The organism is Vibrio lamellibrachiae (assembly GCF_050337265.1).
GTDB classification, from domain to species: Bacteria; Pseudomonadota; Gammaproteobacteria; order Enterobacterales; family Vibrionaceae; genus Vibrio; species Vibrio kyushuensis.
On sequence record NZ_JAKJSU010000009.1, the window covers coordinates 251,172 to 268,178 of the forward strand.

The window sequence follows — 17,007 nt, forward strand, 5'->3', positions numbered from 1 at the left end:
GCGTTATGCCAAGAAGGATCGTTTTCGGACTGTTAATGTCACTTGTACTATCAAGCTTGATGACCCTCTGGGTTACTTGGCTGAATCTAGGCTACGTGACTAACTTCTTATCACAATGGGGCAAGGCTTTTATTCTGGCTTGGCCGGCAGCAACCATCATTTCAATTGTCTTTGGACCGTACGTACAAGCTTTGACCTCTCTATTATTTAGTATCACGAAGAAGGAGTTGATATGAAAACAACCACTCTTAATAGACATAACTACCCTGTTCTCGGAGATGCTGTTGGCCCCTATGTTCACGCCTCTTCTTTCCAAAATGTGCTCTACACATCAGGCCTGACCGCGTTTGGTGGCGATGCTCAACAAAAAAATGTTCAGCTTCAAATTAACGATATCTTTCGCCAGATTCGTTTAATCACCAACCACCATAAAGTAGGGCTTCAAGATATAATTAAGGTGACCGTCTACATTACTGACTTATCACTTCTTAACGAGGCACGGGATGCCTTAATGACCATCTACAACGGGCACTTTCCTGCGAGTTCACTGGTTAAAGTAGACGCGCTTTTTCACTCCGACTTATTAGTTGAGATTGAGGCCGTCATCGCTTTACCTGCCCTAGAAAGCCAGCACTCATAATTGAGAGCTAATTGGTTGATTGAGAGAGGAGAGGAACATGCCCCTTTCTTCTTTCCTATTTTTGATTACCTATAGGTGATTGGGATTTACATGACTAAGCAAAAGAACAGAGTTTCAATCCTTCCACTTCATCTGTAGAGTACGCTCATCGACTAAGCGGCTAAAATCCGCTATTTAATTTCTGGCTCCTAATTGGAGTAGTATCAGCACTAAACTAGAGATATCTAGCCAGAATATGATTAGCCCTAGTCAATTAAATACGCTAAACCAATATGAGAATGAAACAAATGAACAACAATACTGATGTAATTGATAACCTGCAAGATTTAGAACAATTTCTTATCTCTGTTGAGAATGGCGGCTTCGGATTAGAAGGCGTTGCAGGCGTTGGAATGGCTACAAACAATGCAGATGGCCGTCACTTTGTCGCTGTTTTTGATGAGCAACAGAAACTACTTTTAGCTCGCTGGATTACTCAAGAAATATTCGAAACAGGTAAAGACTTAGTCCGAAATGGCCCGAAAAAGCATTAATTTTCAAGAATAACCTGTAGTTGTAAACAACTAGCAGTACTCTACTGCTAGTTGCCTTTAAGCAAGATCTCTTTTCCCTTTACTTCAATACTTTCTAATCAATCATCACCACGTTCTCGCAGAAAGCTTAATACGCTCTCTTAGCCATTCGTGGCTAGCAACATGGTTATTCGATTTGTGCCACATCATGTAATAGGGCAACCGCTTTAACTCTAATGGTGGCTCAATGACCTGTAGCTTAAGGCTCTCTTTGTACATATTCGCTAGTCGACGCGTCGTATGACAAAACAGTTTTGTTCGGCACGCTACCAGCATATTTGAAATAAGCGAGATCCCTTGGTGAGCTATATTCCGCTGTAAGTTTGCGGTATCAGCCACCATGCTAAGTGCATATTTGTTGTTTCTACGAATACTTAAAGCCGCTTGAGGAAGTACTTCATACTCTCTATAACTCATCTTTCCATTAACCGTTGGATGGCTTTCCGCTGCAACAAGTACAATGTCATCCTCATAAAGCAGCTCATGTTCAATACTTCGGTCATCAAAAATATAGCTGTCGAAAGCCAAATCGATTTGACGATGACGCAGTGTATCTATCACTCCTCCCTCTTCACTCTCTTGGCCACCCAAATCAAATTGAATATGCTCATTAGTATCAAGAGGCAGCGACTCTAGCAATGACGGTTGCAGCTCTTCTGGTACTGAAAGGTGGAAAACATGATGTGAGGTTAAGGGTGAAAAGTGATCAAACGATTTAAAGCTCTGTTCTAAGATTAACATTTGCGGCTCAATGGTTCGAAACAGTGACTGAGCAGCCCCTGTTGGTTGAATCGCCGCATTGCCGCGAACAAACAACTCTTGTTTTAAGATGCCTTGTAATCTCCCCATCGCCAAGCTCACCGCCGGAGGTGAAATTCCCAGCGCTTCGCTTGCTTTGGCATAACTGCCTGTCTGCATCACGGTAACAAAGGTGCGATATAAGTTGAGATCGAACTGCTCAAAGCCACTCATGTGAAATACCCTGGAATGTTACGAAGATAAGCACAGCTTATGTACTAGATGCACCTGGGTCAATGGTGCTAACTTTCAATATCCAAGATACTAACCACGTTCCTACCCATAATCGAAAGAGAATGTGAAATGAAAATGACTAAAACCCTACTTGGATTCGCGATTGGTGGCCTACTAGCTTCTAGTCAAGCCCTTGCTCTAGAAGTTCATGAGTCAAACCTATTCTTTGGCGAAGGTGACCGTATTCAAGTCATCGATCGCAACGGTGAAAACAAAGCTTACACGGAAGATGATAAGCGCGTTCACCCTAAGCTAACTGAACACTCACGCAAGATGGACCAGTCTGTTATCAAAGTCGATGACAACACCTACATGATCTACGGCTACGGTATTACTGCCCCGGTTGTATTTGAAGGTAAAGATGGCCTAATCGTTGTTGATCCAGGTGAAACCACTGAGCATGGCGCAGAAACTCACGAAGTGTTCCGCGCTGCCACTGGTATCACTAAACCTGTTGTTGGCATTGTTTATACTCACAACCATATCGACCATATCTCTGGTGTTCGCGGTTGGGTTTCACAAGAAGATGTAGATTCTGGTAAAGCTAAAATCTACGCACACGACACACTTGTAGGCGCTGTGGCTAACTGGTCTTCAAACGTAGGTAACATTCTTGGTCACCGTACTTCATACACTGCGGCTTCTTTCTCAGGTATTGGTCCACACGGTTCAATCAACTCTGCTCTAGGTTCTCAGTTTGATGTGGGCCATATCGGTTTCATGCTACCAACCGATACGTTTGCTGACGTACTGGACATCAGCATTCCGGGTTTAAACATTGAGCTTCACTACATTCCATCAGAAACTAATGATGAGATCGTTGCTTGGTTACCTGACCAAAAAATTCTTCACGCTGCAGAAGTACTGCAAGGTGAAAACTTCCCGAACCTACACACAATTCGCGGCACCAAAGCGCGTGATGCTGAAGTATGGTTCAACGGTATTGACCAAATGCGTCAATTCCCAGCAGAAATTATGGTTAACGCACACGGTCGCCCAGTTGAAGGTGCTGACAACGTTGCGAACGTTCTAACGGCTTATCGTGACGCGATTCAATACACGCATGACCAATCGGTTCGTTACATCAACCACGGCTACCGCCCATTTGAGATGATAGAAGCAGTGAAACTGCCGAAGCACCTTGCAGAGCATCCTTGGCTTGGTGAGCACTACGGCACCGTTGCACACGCGGTTCAACAGCAATACAGCAACTATATTGGTTTCTACCACGCAGATCCGTGGCAGCTAGAACCAATGCAATATGACCGTCGTGCAGAAGAGACGGTAAAAATGATGGGTGGACGTGACGCAGTAATGAAAGCGGCTGCGCAGTACATCAAAGATGGCGACTTCACATTTGCAGCAGAGATCCTAACGCCTGTGATCACTATGAATGTTGACGATGTTGAAGCACGTAACCTTAAAGCAGACGCTTACCGTAACTGGGGCTACGATCAATTGAATGTAAACTGGCGTAACTGGGCAATGACCGCCGTAGGTGAACTGCAAAACAACCTAGATTTTGAAACAGGTGCTGACTTTACCAGTGATGAAGTGCTGCGTGAGCTACCATCGAAAAACATCATGGACATGATGACAGTTCGCCTAAAAGCGGAAGATGTGGTTGATGCTCACTTCTCAACAGCGATTCGTTTTACCGATACAAACGAAGATTTCACCTTTGAGATCCGCCGCGGTATTGCACAACTTCACCAAGAAGTACTGAGCGATAGTACAACGGTTATTGAAACAACTCGTGCACTGCTTAACGACATGCTAGCAGCAAAAGATGGGGCGAATGCCGTTCTTGGTCAAGCAATCCAAACGGGTGAATTCAGATTTACAACGGGCGACATGGAATCTTTCCAAGTGTTCATGGCAAGCTTTGAAAAGCCAACACCACGTGAAGAGCTTAAGCTGATTGCTCGTTAATCGTTAGTGACTAAACACTCGTAATACAGTGATTCATAAGGAGATGCATGCATCTCCTTCTTTATTGGAGCTTAATAATGAAACGTATTCTATCTTTGCTATTAATTGGCTTTTCTACTTTTTACGCCACTGCCTGTAATTTTCATGGCGGGTTTGGACTACAGATACCTAGCTATCCGAACCTATTCACTAGCATATCCAACATTGCTGTCGCATCCGCTAGTGAAGTTATCCCTGCCTTTGAAAAACCAGAAGCCATGCTTAATTGGCAGCTAGCTCAAAAGATGGGCTCAACAAAACCAGACTTAGACATTACCTTTTATCAAGCGATTGAAGGGCATTACTCGATGATTTCAGACGCCTCATTTCGCCTATTCGATAACTACCCTGAAAGCAGAAGGCCTAAAGCCGAAGATCTAATGATCATGAGTGAGATGAGCGTATTCAGTGCCATCGTTGACCAAAAGATCACCGTAGACCAAGCTTTGAATGAAAAGTGGATTGTTGTTAATGGTGAGCAAGAAGCGGTAGAAATGGTAAAGGAGTGGCTGCTTAGCTCTCTATATTGAGACGTGAGAAGGGCTCCTGACATTTACCTGACGAAAAAGTTGCATCCAATTATGCTAAGCTTGTTACCAATCGTATCAGGTAGTTAACAGAAACAATGGCCAAAGACCTTTATACAAATATTGACCTTAATTTATTGCGTGTTTTTAGCATTCTTTTTCAAGAACGAAATATGCGCCTTGCTGCCGCTCGACTATTTGTTACCCAACCTGCGATCAGTAAATCACTGAACAAATTACGCCTGCATTTTGAAGATGACCTATTTGTTAAAAGCACTAAAGGGTTAACACCAACCCCTTATGGAGAAGAGCTTTTCTCTTCACTATCCCCGGTGTTAGATACCCTAGAAGTCACACTGAATAATCGACAGGATTTTGACCCTGCCCATTTAACCGGTGATATAACGATAGCCGTATCCCCAATTCTCATGAGTGCCATATCTTCTGAGATGTTTCGCCTGATAAGCCAAGCCGCCCCCAATTTAAGTGTCACCTTTAGAACTTGGAATCAGAATACACAAAATGAAATCGAGAATGGTGAAATCGATCTTGCGATCAGCTATAGCAGTGATTTTACCCTCAAATCACTCGTCTCGAAAAAGCTCGCCACTGATAAATTGCATATGATGTGCCGTAAAGATCACCCACATAAAGGTTCATCAATCACCCCAGAGGAAGTGGCCCAATATCCGTTTGGCTTGATACTGACACCAAACTGGAACGAAAGAGTATCGAATGCTGAAATCATTGCTGAAAAACTTGGTTTGAACCTCAATGTTGTCCTTCGTTCTGAACTGCCTTTAGTTATTCTAGAAGCGGTACAATTTAGCGATATGATTGCGCCTGTTTCTCGCTTCTCAAATTACAATACCCTAAGCGACATCCGAACTCTTAAATTTGAATTAAATGAACCTTCTGTCGTCCCAGATATTTACTGTTACTTCCACTACAAAAATTACCAAACCGAAAAGACGCATTGGTTATTGAGCATCGCGAAGTCGGTATTACCTGATGAGTAATGACAAAATTGCCCCAAGTCCCCTAGCAAGCTAATAAGCTAATAAGCTAATAAGCTAATAAGCTAACGGATTAATCACACAAGCGGCTCTCTTTTGTCTACGCTTATATAGTTTAGTCATCGTCAGGGATTACTCATCGTCTGGAGAGCCAGCTAATGAAAGTTGTCAACGCTTCAATCGCACTGCTAAACCCTACGAAGGTTTCACTACTTATACTCACTTTAATAATACTTGGACTTCTCAGTACTCCTGCTCACTCTTGTACATTAAAAATGGGTTATCGAACCAACGAACGACCACCGCTAATAAACAAAGCTCCAAATAACGAAGGACTGTATTCAGAATTGTATCGTGTTGCTGCAGAAAAGATCGGCTGTGACCTCGTCATTATCCGCGCTCCAAAAAAGCGCATACTCAAAGAACTTAGAGAAGGTGAACTCGATTTCTACCCTGGATTCAACTTTACCCTCCAACGCGCTAGATACACCTTCTATATTGAAAATGGGTTGCCTGGCGGGGATATAGGCGCCTCTCGCATGAATTTTCCCACCATCACTCATCTAGAACAGCTAAAAGGCTACACTCTACTAAAAGCCTCTGGCGGGCCAGATTATCTTGAAGGTATTGGAGGCGTTTTTGTCAGTGCCGAGCCAGAAATGACCATCACTGATGCTATGGAATTACTGGCTAAAAATAGAGGTGATTTCTTTATCTATAATAAAGCGTCAATGGAGTATCAGCTTAAGGTTGATGGGAATCGTGAGATTAAGCTTCACCCTGACTGTTGTGGCGGTATTATTCCCTCTTATCTTGGCTTCTCCCGTTTATCAGAGCATATTTCTGAACAGCCAAACCCCAATTACAACAACGACGATCCATTATCTAACCACAATCGCCCCAGCATGCTCAGTGCCGGATCGATAGCCTACAAATTTGAACAGACTTTAAAGAATATGTACCAGAGCGGCGAAACTAAGCTGTTGTATAAAAAATACTACGAATAGCGTTGGTTAGCCCCTCAAATCCTTCATACAAAACGAATCGAGAATAAAAATAGAATAGATCCCTGACAAAAACGGTGGTTTTTGCTATATCTGACTGGAATTAGTTGAACACATCAATTGTAAAATAGTGACCTAAATATAAGTATCAATAACTTGGCAACAGAAGTGAGTCGTGTGTGCTGAACAACATCAACCTAAACTTATTACGCTCTTTGCATGTTTTGCTCGAAGAGTGCCATGTCAGCCGAGCGGCAAAAAGATTGAATATTACGCAATCAGCGGTCAGCCGTCAGTTGGCCCAGTTGCGTGAATTATGTGGTGATCCTCTTCTCGTTCGTCAAGGCAATACACTAATTCCAACGCCCAGAGCTTTATTATTAAAAGAAAAGTTGGATGGGCTAATATCAGAGTTCGACCATCTACTCGATGATAAACCCTTTGATCCCAAAGACTGGCAAGGAGAATTGGTTCTCGCATCAAGTGATTACGTTGCCCAATACGTGCTACCCGATATAGCCTCTCATCTTACCAAACTCGCTCCTCAGTTGGATATGACGTATCAGCTTTGGCATCCAGAAACCTTAGATAGACTCCATGAAACAGGTATCCATATTGCGTCGTCGATGTACCCAGAAAAGCCAGAAGGAGTATCGAGTATTAATATCGGTTCCGATATTTCTGTGTGCTTGATGAAAGCAACTCATCCATTAGCCAATCAAGATACACTCAGTATTGATGATTTGATTCGTTATTCACATATCAAAGTTACTGGCGGTGGAGATAAAGATTCCAGCACAGACCTCGCTTTGAAAGAGTTAGGGCTGTCTCGCCACATCACGTTAAAAGTGCCGTTCTTTTCCGCAGCCATCAATCGATTAGTGTCTAGCGAACATTTAATGATCGTACCTAAACACATTGCAGTGAACCTTGCTAAGTATTGGAGTATTACACATAAGCAGCTCCCTATTGATACTCAGGCTCATAAATACTGGCTTATGTGGCACCCAAAGTACGACAGTGATTCTGCCCATAAATGGGTTAGAGAAGAGGTACGAGCGGTCATGCAATTATCTGAGTTTTCGATCCGCCATTAACAAATGACACAGTTATGATTTTAGATCATAAGACTCATGATAAATGGTGATTTCAAATTATACCTCTTGTGCTGATAAGTTATGGCCAAAGAGGAGAAATTATATGTCACTAACTGTTTGGTTATCACTTTTTACTGTTTGTTTATTAGGGGCGATGTCACCGGGTCCCAGTTTAGCTATTGTCGCGAAACACTCCCTTGCCGGAGGACGAGTTAACGGATTGGTGACCGCGTGGGCGCATGCGATGGGAATCGGTGTTTATGCCTTTATCACGCTTATTGGCTTAGCTGTTGTATTGCAACAAAGTCCGGTGCTATTTAAGGTGATTAGTCTAGGAGGAGCGGCCTATCTGGCTTATTTGGGCGTCAATGCTTTGCGTTCAAAGGGGGGCGTGGCGGCAAAGTTGGAATCAGGGGAACAAGCTACACTCATGCAATCGGCTCGCGAAGGCTTTCTAATCTCCATTTTAAATCCTAAAATCGCTCTATTTTTCATTGCTCTCTTTAGCCAATTTGTTGCTCTTGGCAACAGTATTAGCAATCAAGCCATCATCATAGCGACACCATTAGTTCTTGACGGGTTGTGGTACTCATTCATCACGTTGCTACTTTCCAACCCTAGAGTGGTTGAAACTCTTCGTTCTAAAGCCGTTCTGATTGATCGGTTGTCGGGGGTGGTATTGATTCTACTTGCAATTAGAGTGGTGTTGACGGCGTAATTCAAACAGTACTTAAACTTCCGAAATTCTTCCGTGATTGAATAGATAAACTCAGTTGCTGTTCTACAAGAAAATAAAAAGCCTTATGATGCAGATCAGCGATCGCGTCATAAGGCTCTATGCTGTTCGTCTGTTAACAACTCAAAAGTCGAATTATTTTACTTTCTTAAGCGTGCTTGAATCGGTGTGAGCAAATGGCTTGCCGTAGATATCAAGAACCGTATTTTGAGAGTAAGTAAACTCTGTTGGCGTGATGTTTAGCGTCATTGTGAAATCAGTCGTTGTTGCGTTGTCTGTCATGTACTCAGACTCAGCGATACCGCGCTTAGATGCTTTCAATGTCATGCTGTTGCCTGCTTCACCTTCAGCCGTCACACATGTTGTACGAGGCACACAGTAAGAGTTATACACTGTATTGTTTGCTTTATCGTAAATGAAGTAGCCACGCTGATCATGGAACTTAGAATCGTCAGCCTTTCTAAATACTTCTTGCTTGTAGTAAAGAGCAACAAGGTATTGATCACTTGCGTTAGTTGCATCCGCTGCTACTTCAAATGTCATTACTTCGTAGAATGGTGTTACCGCAGGGCCACCTAGGCCAGCATCTGAACCTTCTTGACCTGGAGACATATCAACGCCGCCCGTCTCGACTGATTTCCACGTACCGACTAGTTGAGCTAGTGGGCCAAAATCCATTCCATCGATTACTGTATCTTGCGCCGCTGCTGGGAACGAAAGTGCTGCTGCAACACCTAATGCTAATAGCTTTTTCATTATATATTTCCTTTATATTTTACTTATATTTTTAATTTGATTGACTTTACCGAGCGGAAATATAGAAGTTTCAAAAGTCTTGTTTCTTAATTTAGATCATAATTACGATGCATATCCAACCACAAATGTAACCAGACGTTTCCATTAAAAACTATGTGTATAATGGCTCTCTTATAAATCAATGAATCATATTGTTTATCAAACAATTAACACAAAAACTTCACACATGTTTCACCATGATAAACAGTGATATTGGCATCATTTACCGGTTACATTGGATGACCAAACGATCACCAGATAACAAGAAAACGCCCCTTTCTCACACTCCTGTCGTTGACAACTTTAATATTTATTGACCAACAGGTCAGAATTTAACATAATATTTACATAGTGATCGGTATGCTAAATAAACGACTAAAATAGAATGGATGCTATGAGTAGGAGAACTCGCATGAAGCTAACAATTCGCGCAAAGGCCATAATTTCAACCGTGATCGCCGCGCTACTGATCATCGGAGTCATGGGGACATATTCCGTCAACGCCAGTTGGAGTATCTTATTAAATAAAACATTTGAGCGTGAGCTTCCCGCGGTTTTAGGTGAAGTAAGTAATGACCTGAATGCCCAGCTCGACGTGCCTGTTATCGCCTCTCAAGTTCTGGCCACTTCACCACTTTTCACTGACTATTCTGCAGCGACCCCCCAAGCAGATATCAACCAACTTTTAGCTGCTGTTAAGCAAGAGTTCAGTGCCATCACCTCGTATTTTGTCTCTCGTGAAACGGGAACGTATTATATTGCTGAAGGCGTGCTCAAAACCTTAGATAAAGGAGACAGTGGCGATCAATGGTTTTACCGGTTTATTGAATCCAATAAGAAGTTTGAGCTTTCATTTGATACCGATAGCTCCACAGGCATTCCAACCATGTTTGTTAACTATGTCGTTATGAAAAATGGCAAGCGAATTGGCGTGGCTGGTGTTGGGTTAACACTCGATAGTGTGACAAAACTAATCAGTCAATATCGAATTGGAGAGAATGGGGTTGTCTTTCTTGTCGATCAATCAGGACAGATTAAAGTCCACCCAAATAAGTCTCGCGTAAACCAAACGCTGCAAGGTATTGGGATCAAAGATAGTAACGCCTTCTTAAACCCTACAGAATCAGTCATTCAAGAAGTGATACTTAATGGCGAAGCACAAGTTATTGGTGCTAAAACCCTTGAAACCATTGGCTGGACACTGATTACACTTGAGCCCAGAGCCGATGTATTGGTTGAACTAAAGACATTTAGTCAAACCATGATCTGGATGGCGCTACTGATTGCCGCTATTTATATTCCGATTGCTGCGTGGTCAACCAACAAACTTCTCGCACCTTTTGCCCATGTCGCTCAGCTTTTAGAAGATATAGGTAAAGGCGGTGGTGATTTAACCAAACGACTTGATGATACTCGTCATGATGAAGTCGGCCAAATGGCCAAAGGCTACAATCAATTTGTTCAATACTTAACTGAATTGCTGCGCGATGTCTCTAACACCGGGAAAGAGATCTCCAACTCCATTCAAAGCGTTGATCAAATGGCGCACTCAATGGAAGAGGAAATTAAACAACAAACCAGTCAAATTGAACAAGTGGCAACAGCCATTCATGAGTTAGGCGCAAGCTCTTCAGAAGTAGCAAGCAGTGCTGATGGAGCAGCAACCAGTGCCACCTCTGCAATGGAATCCATCGACATTGGCTTACAAGCGGTATCAGTTACCTCAGATAGCGTTAACGATATGAACAAACAGCTCAATGAAACGACCAATGTGGTCAATGAGCTAGCTCAAGATGCAAGCTCCATTGATACCGTGCTTGATGTAATCAGTGGCGTATCTGAACAAACCAATCTATTGGCTCTGAACGCGGCGATTGAAGCAGCCCGTGCTGGCGAGCAAGGTCGAGGCTTTGCCGTCGTTGCAGATGAAGTTCGAACTCTTGCTTCACGCAGCCAAGCATCGACAGAAGAGATTCGCGCCATTATAGAAAAGCTACAAAAACGTACAGAGGCGGTTGTTTCTGCTATTTCTACTAGCGCGGAACTGGCAGGCCAATGTCAAACTGAAGCCTCTAAATCTGAACAGCAGTTAACGTCTATCTCTTCTGATGTCAGTGAAATGAATAACATCAATATGCAGATCGCAACGGCAACCAACGAGCAATCCAACGTCGTGAGTGAAATATCGCCTCACGTCACTAATATTTCTGAGATTGCACGACAAAACGATGCGAGCGTAGAAAGAACAGCAGAAGAGTGTGAAGCGTTGAGACAAAAAGCGAACCACCTTGAAGCCTTAGTAGGCCAGTTTAAGTTCTAATGAAAACATTCTACTACCAAATAGTGCGACCAACGCTCAAAGGTATTGGGCAGATTGCCCTAGTTAACAGTGCGCTAACCGGCGCACTGTTTCTAATTGCGCTGCTTTTTCATGATTTGAATCGCTTCGATTTTGATGAACACGCGTTGGTTCTCCTCCAAAGTTCTGTTTTTATTGCAACCCTATTCGGGGCTCTGACGTCGTTGGCAACGGCTTACCTGATTGGGGCTAACTATGACCACATTAAACAAGGCCTGTATGGGTATAATGGCGCTCTACTTGGGCTGGCAAGTACCACCTTTTTCATACCATGCTGGTCATTAGCATTGCTGGTTTTTATTGGCTCAGCCTTTACATCATTGGTTATGCACACCTGGCGTTGGAAAGTGTCGCCGTTCACTTTTCCTTTCTTAATCACAATTGCCTTTATATTCCATATTGCTCCGCTGTTTGAATTATCACTAAGAGAGTATTCGATTCCAACCATTGAAGAGCCTATTTCAACAGTACTTCAATATTCAACATCGTTGCTAAATGGTATTGGGCAAGTACTGTTTCAATCAGGCCTATTGTTTAGTGTCATTATTCTTATCGGTATTGCAGCAAGTTCTCTTAAAACAGGTTTATGGACGTTGATTGGTGCGAGCATTGGTCTTGCTTTTGGGGTGGTTGTAACGATACTAGAAGGGGGAATCTTTGAAGCCGCGTTCATCAATAGTATAATAACTGGGACTGATTCATTCGATACAGTATCGCAAGGTCTCTATGGCTTTAACAGTGCACTGATTACGCTCGCTTTATGTCAATCTGATTCATATTCGAAAATGACCATTATTTTAGGTGCGATCACCGCTAGTATTCTAACTTGGGTTGGTTATCTGTTTGATATGACGTTATTCACTTTCCCCTTTGTTCTTAGCACATGGTTAGTCACCACTTGGGCAAAGAAAAGGAACACCAACCTCAATATAGGTGAAGAAACACTGAACTAACGGCAACTCAATAAACTAGAGCGATATAGTTTTTATAAACCTAGGCGAATAGAGACCGCCAATTTAGCTCCACTCCAAAGAGAATCAACCCTTATGCCCGAACCAGATCTATTGAAAGCCATTTCATTTACAACATCGACAGAGATCAGCGAGTGGCTCAAGGTGAATCACTCAACTGAAAATGAATTATGGGTGAAAATATTCAAGAAAAACACGGGGGTTCAGAGCGTTACTTGGAATGACGTTGTAATCGAAGCTTTATGCTGGGGATGGATTGACGGTGTCAAAAAGTCTATTGACGAACAAGCCTACCTTCAACGTCTAACACCCAGAACAAAACGAAGCAACTGGTCTAAAAGGAACACAGAGCATGTTGAACGTTTGATTATCGATGGCCGAATGGAAGAGCCGGGTCTTGTGCAAGTTCGTGCAGCGAAAGCCGACGGTCGCTGGGAAAAAGCCTATGTGGCCAGTGAAATGGAAGTACCCTCTGACTTCTTAGTTGCATTAGAAGATCAGCCCAAAGTAAGGCAGTTTTTTGAAACACTGAATAAATCAAGTCGTTATGTTATCGCTTACGGATTACTAAGTGCAAAGAAGCCTGAAACCAGACAGAGACGATTTACCAAATACATGGCAATGCTTGTTAATCAGGAAAAGCCTAAATAAGCGAAGAGAGGAGTGCTAACTTGATTAGCCCGTATATGGGTTAACGCTCTTGAATATGTAACATGTAGACTCTTTTTTGCCATTTATAAAACTAATGGATAGCCAAAACCTAACCCCGATACTGTTTTTTAAATGCTATTAGTCCAATAATATTGAGCTAATAGCATTTTCATCCGGTTTAGCGGTGACTATAAGAGTTGCTTATTTGTACTGATGGAATTTTTGCGCTAGGTACGGATCCCACATGGCAGCAGTCGCACTCATTACTAAATCTGCGCCCATATCAAGCCTGCGGTGCAGGTCTTCAGCATTCATCATTCCACCCACAGAGCAAATAACGAAATCGTCTTTCCACTTCGTGCGAAGATCGATCAAGTTTTGTGTCACTTCTTCAGCAAGTTCGCCAATCGCAAAGCCACAAGTCCCGCTAGAAAGGCGTCCTTCACCCGGTAAAGCCGTTTTGCCATCAGGGGTCATTACCTGACGTGGGATAGTGTTGATGGCAGCAAAACCATCGACATACGGTCGGTTCGCCTCAATCACTTTTTCCAACTGTTCTGCTGGCATCCAACCAAGTTTTATCAGCAAAGGTGTATCACCGATAGACTCACGGATTTTTTTAGAAACCAACGCTGAATTTTCTGGATCAGAGAATAGCGCGCCCTCTTTACTTCCGCCTAGGTTCGGACAAGAGTAATTCACTTCAATTACTTTAGAGCCCGCTTCTTTGGCCATTGCAGAGACATAGCCATAATCCTCAACTAGATCACGCTCTGCCAAACCGGGAGTACCATTCACAGAGACAATCATAAGCTGGTTCTTGCCCATCTTGCGGTTGCCTTCTTCAATATCTTTCATCCAAACCGATGGCGCTAACGAAGGGACACCAAACGAATTGGTGATGGTAATGCGCTCATCCTGTGATGGACGCAGGCCGGGCTGAATCTCTGTATTAATGTCGGTATGGTTAAACTGCTTGTCACTGTTTAGAAAGATACAGTTTGGAGCAGGATGACAGTTACGCTCAACACTTCTTACCGTTTTATAGACAGGAATGTCGAAGCCAAGTTGAGCATAGACATCACACCAATGACTGTTCAACAGTGGCCCTGCTGGTACGCCTAGACGAGAGTTCACTTCAAAATCAAACACCTTGTGAGTCTGAGTCACGGCTGGGCGAACCGGCATCTTGGCATCAAAGAAAGGACCATTTTGGTAGTTATCTTCATAGGTTTTGAGGATGTTATAAAGTTCGAACTGAGTTGGTGTAGTCATCAGAAGCCTTTTGCTGAATGTGCCAAATGAAATTGGAACGGATTCTAACGTTTGTGGATATTGTTGAAAATAGGCTCAACGACACTGATAACGGTATCGCTGTGTAAGATCAATTACTTGGCTAAAAAATTAAGAGTATTAACCCTTATACTCGTGAACAGATGCTTTAAACGGCTACTCATAGTGATATATGTGAGTATCTAATATTGGCCACGCCCATAGGGTTGTGTTTGCTAGAGCGCATAGGGCTTTAGAAAACGCAGCCTCTTTATATCCTATCGATTGTCATGTTTGTGTTCGTTCTCATGAATCAGCCTGATTGAGAGTAGTATTGAAAATGGTGACTTCTCAGTAGTGCAGAGCCAATTAGCGGATTTTAATCAATGGCTTGTGGCACTGAGTACCTATAGAAGATGTCAGTGGCATGAGATTAACATACAGTCACCTTATCAGTTCTGATTCCAATTCAGTCACAGTCTACGCTTATTTTTCTTGCTAAAAAGGTAGAAAAATATATAGTCTTATTACGTTGAAATTGAGAATCGATATGCCATTACAGAGAAAACAATCCAAAGTATCACTAAACATTAAAATTTCATCAGACTTAGATTTGCGTCTTAAACGAGCTAGAAAAGCAGCGCGTGAAAAGGGGTTGATGTTCAACGTATCTCAAGAAGTTGAAAATTTCCTTGAGAAGGAAATCAAGAAAGTTGAACGCCACCTATCAATAGATGAAGAGATTAAAAGTAACCTAGAGGAACTTGGTGGACTTAATATTGATAAGATAATGAAATCTATGGATTAATTATAATTTTGACTTGTATTAATTAAATTGAATTATGAACTATAACTAAGCTTGGAGATGATTATGGGAACAATAATTGGGCTATTGATTTTAGCTGGGGTCGATACATTCCTAAAGCGTAAAACGGGACTTCATTTGCATCAATGGATTGCAAAAAAATACAATGATTATCTTAATAAAAAATAAACTATTCTTATGAGAATCACGGAATCCATCACTCCACCGATTTGACTTCAGAAATGCTTCTGCCAAAAAATATTCAAATATGAAATGGTGATAAGTACTTTGATAGTAAACATTTTTATTGTCAATTCTGACCTTATCTATTCTAATCTTTAGAAGCTCTAACTCTAAAATATCCAGAACAGCTATAGTCGGCACTTTCTAACTCGAAGGTGCCCCATTCCTTTTCAGCGTTGCTGTTTTTACTTCTCTCGTTAGTACTAAACTAGATTTATTCATACTTCTAGGTTGCCTGTAACGTTACTTTTTAATTGTGCATCTTTTTGTTACGTTAGGAGTTGATTGATGTAATCACGTTTTGAATCTCAAGGACGGTTTGGTGGGAATTAAAGGTTATACATTTAAGTCAAGGGCTTGTTCAGTAGGATATTTTTCTATTCATGCCGTTATACTTGCGGCTATAGAACTCAATATGTTCGCATTGTTCAGCATGTTGTTACTATCTACATTTTTGATATTCGATAAGGATTTTTATGCATTACTAGCAAAGTACCCGGCATTTAAACGCATCACGATAGCTATTAGCAGTATGTGCCTAATCATTACGTTGATTCGTTTAATTTGGGATTTAAATCTAGAGACTGTCATATATACGTATGTTTCTGGTTCAATTATTTTTGGTTTATTACTTAAAAGGTTTTTCTTAAAGAGTGACCGAGATGAGTCAACCAGAGCGTAGTTTTAAGTAATAAATACCATCTGTTCTCAATTACTGAATATCAGGAATTTACCTTAGTTAATTTCAGGATATCAATTCAACCGTTCAATTTTACTAACTCACTTCTGTCCATATGAGTTACACCACAAGCTCTTTTCTTGTGATCAAACCATACAGCAAAGAAGCACTTATTTAAGCCAACCAATCACTCACCGTTGTCATCCACTAAAAAGTTAGCACCTTGATGAGTTTTCGCATTTTCATCTTGAGGGTTACGTAAATTACAGCTATCAAGAGATAAGCAACCACATCCAATACAGCCATCTAGGTCTTGTTGCAACGCTTTCAGGGTATGAATGCGATGCTCTAACATCTCATGCCATGAACTCGCTAGCGTTGCCCACTGCTTCTTAGTTGGAGCCTGATGTTTTGGTAAGGAAGCCAACGCGGCAGAGATCTCTTCTAAGGTAAGACCCACTTGCTGAGCCGCTTTGATCACAGCCACCCGCCTCAGTACACTTCGATGGTAGCGTCTCTGATTTCCCTGATTTCTCCAGCTCGTAATCAAACCTTTTCGCTCATAAAAATGCAAAGCGGAACTACTCACACCCGAACGTTTAACGACTTCCCCAATACTGATATCCATATCGCACCT

The 17,007-nt window shown here is 42.1% G+C and carries 17 protein-coding genes; 13 read left to right on the top strand and 4 right to left on the bottom strand.

The features are described from left to right. The first annotated feature begins 5 nt into the window (after positions 1-5). The 3 genes from L4C54_RS16205 to L4C54_RS16215 all read left to right on the top strand — a co-directional run bounded on the left by L4C54_RS16205 (position 6) and on the right by L4C54_RS16215 (position 1,173). The gene (locus tag L4C54_RS16205; RefSeq protein ID WP_489686423.1) at positions 6-236 is read left to right on the top strand and encodes a DUF2798 domain-containing protein; all 231 of its coding nucleotides are present in this window, start codon (positions 6-8) and stop codon (positions 234-236) included. After that, positions 233-640: a RidA family protein gene (locus L4C54_RS16210; protein ID WP_428808978.1), complete on the top strand. Its 408-nt coding sequence runs from the start codon at positions 233-235 to the stop codon at positions 638-640. The genes L4C54_RS16205 and L4C54_RS16210 overlap by 4 nt, the downstream gene beginning before the upstream one ends. Positions 641-927: 287 nt before the next feature. Further along, positions 928-1,173 (top strand): hypothetical protein, encoded by a 246-nt coding sequence (locus L4C54_RS16215; protein ID WP_428808979.1) that lies wholly within the window; start codon positions 928-930, stop codon positions 1,171-1,173. A 105-nt stretch (positions 1,174-1,278) separates the two neighbouring features. On the opposite strand, the gene L4C54_RS16220 is transcribed toward L4C54_RS16215, so the two are convergent. Next, positions 1,279-2,184, bottom strand: coding sequence for a LysR family transcriptional regulator (locus L4C54_RS16220; RefSeq protein ID WP_428808980.1), 906 nt, complete (start codon positions 2,182-2,184; stop codon positions 1,279-1,281). Positions 2,185-2,313: 129 nt separating this feature from the next. Between L4C54_RS16220 and L4C54_RS16225 the strand changes: the two genes are divergently transcribed. The 6 genes from L4C54_RS16225 to L4C54_RS16250 all read left to right on the top strand — a co-directional run bounded on the left by L4C54_RS16225 (position 2,314) and on the right by L4C54_RS16250 (position 8,577). Then, positions 2,314-4,176, top strand: coding sequence for an alkyl sulfatase dimerization domain-containing protein (locus tag L4C54_RS16225; protein WP_428808981.1), 1,863 nt, complete (start codon positions 2,314-2,316; stop codon positions 4,174-4,176). A gap of 77 nt (positions 4,177-4,253) precedes the next feature. Next, positions 4,254-4,745, top strand: coding sequence for a hypothetical protein (locus L4C54_RS16230; protein WP_428808982.1), 492 nt, complete (start codon positions 4,254-4,256; stop codon positions 4,743-4,745). Positions 4,746-4,840: 95 nt separating this feature from the next. After that, entirely contained in the window at positions 4,841-5,761 is a 921-nt protein-coding gene (locus L4C54_RS16235; protein ID WP_428803052.1) for a LysR family transcriptional regulator, read from the top strand. Positions 5,762-5,916: 155 nt separating this feature from the next. Continuing rightward, complete coding sequence (locus L4C54_RS16240; protein WP_428808983.1) at positions 5,917-6,765, top strand: substrate-binding periplasmic protein; 849 nt, start codon at positions 5,917-5,919, stop codon at positions 6,763-6,765. Between the two features lie 176 nt (positions 6,766-6,941). Further along, positions 6,942-7,859 carry a LysR family transcriptional regulator gene (locus tag L4C54_RS16245; RefSeq protein ID WP_428808984.1) on the top strand — a complete coding sequence of 306 codons (918 nt, stop codon included), beginning with the start codon at positions 6,942-6,944 and terminating at the stop codon, positions 7,857-7,859. Positions 7,860-7,962: 103 nt separating this feature from the next. Further along, the gene (locus tag L4C54_RS16250; RefSeq protein ID WP_428808985.1) at positions 7,963-8,577 is read left to right on the top strand and encodes a LysE family translocator; all 615 of its coding nucleotides are present in this window, start codon (positions 7,963-7,965) and stop codon (positions 8,575-8,577) included. A 153-nt stretch (positions 8,578-8,730) separates the two neighbouring features. Here the strand turns inward: L4C54_RS16250 and L4C54_RS16255 are convergent, their stop codons facing one another. Continuing rightward, positions 8,731-9,351, bottom strand: coding sequence for a heme-binding beta-barrel domain-containing protein (locus L4C54_RS16255; RefSeq protein WP_428808986.1), 621 nt, complete (start codon positions 9,349-9,351; stop codon positions 8,731-8,733). A gap of 451 nt (positions 9,352-9,802) precedes the next feature. On the opposite strand from L4C54_RS16255, the gene L4C54_RS16260 reads away from it, so the two are divergent. From L4C54_RS16260 to L4C54_RS16270, 3 genes are all read left to right on the top strand, one after another. Next, positions 9,803-11,710 carry a methyl-accepting chemotaxis protein gene (locus tag L4C54_RS16260; RefSeq protein ID WP_428808987.1) on the top strand — a complete coding sequence of 636 codons (1,908 nt, stop codon included), beginning with the start codon at positions 9,803-9,805 and terminating at the stop codon, positions 11,708-11,710. Further along, positions 11,710-12,702, top strand: coding sequence for an urea transporter (locus L4C54_RS16265; protein ID WP_428808988.1), 993 nt, complete (start codon positions 11,710-11,712; stop codon positions 12,700-12,702). Before L4C54_RS16260 ends, L4C54_RS16265 begins: the two co-directional genes overlap by 1 nt. Before the next feature lie 93 nt (positions 12,703-12,795). Then, complete coding sequence (locus L4C54_RS16270) at positions 12,796-13,371, top strand: YdeI/OmpD-associated family protein (RefSeq protein WP_428808989.1); 576 nt, start codon at positions 12,796-12,798, stop codon at positions 13,369-13,371. A gap of 201 nt (positions 13,372-13,572) precedes the next feature. Here the strand turns inward: L4C54_RS16270 and L4C54_RS16275 are convergent, their stop codons facing one another. Next, positions 13,573-14,646, bottom strand: a complete 1,074-nt coding sequence (locus L4C54_RS16275; protein WP_428808990.1) for a beta/alpha barrel domain-containing protein — start codon at positions 14,644-14,646, stop codon at positions 13,573-13,575. Positions 14,647-15,193: 547 nt separating this feature from the next. Here L4C54_RS16275 and L4C54_RS16280 point away from each other — a divergent pair. Then, positions 15,194-15,451 (top strand): hypothetical protein, encoded by a 258-nt coding sequence (locus L4C54_RS16280; RefSeq protein WP_428803061.1) that lies wholly within the window; start codon positions 15,194-15,196, stop codon positions 15,449-15,451. Between the two features lie 1,106 nt (positions 15,452-16,557). On the opposite strand, the gene soxR is transcribed toward L4C54_RS16280, so the two are convergent. Continuing rightward, complete coding sequence (soxR, locus tag L4C54_RS16285; protein ID WP_428803064.1) at positions 16,558-16,998, bottom strand: redox-sensitive transcriptional activator SoxR; 441 nt, start codon at positions 16,996-16,998, stop codon at positions 16,558-16,560. Positions 16,999-17,007 lie beyond the last annotated feature (9 nt).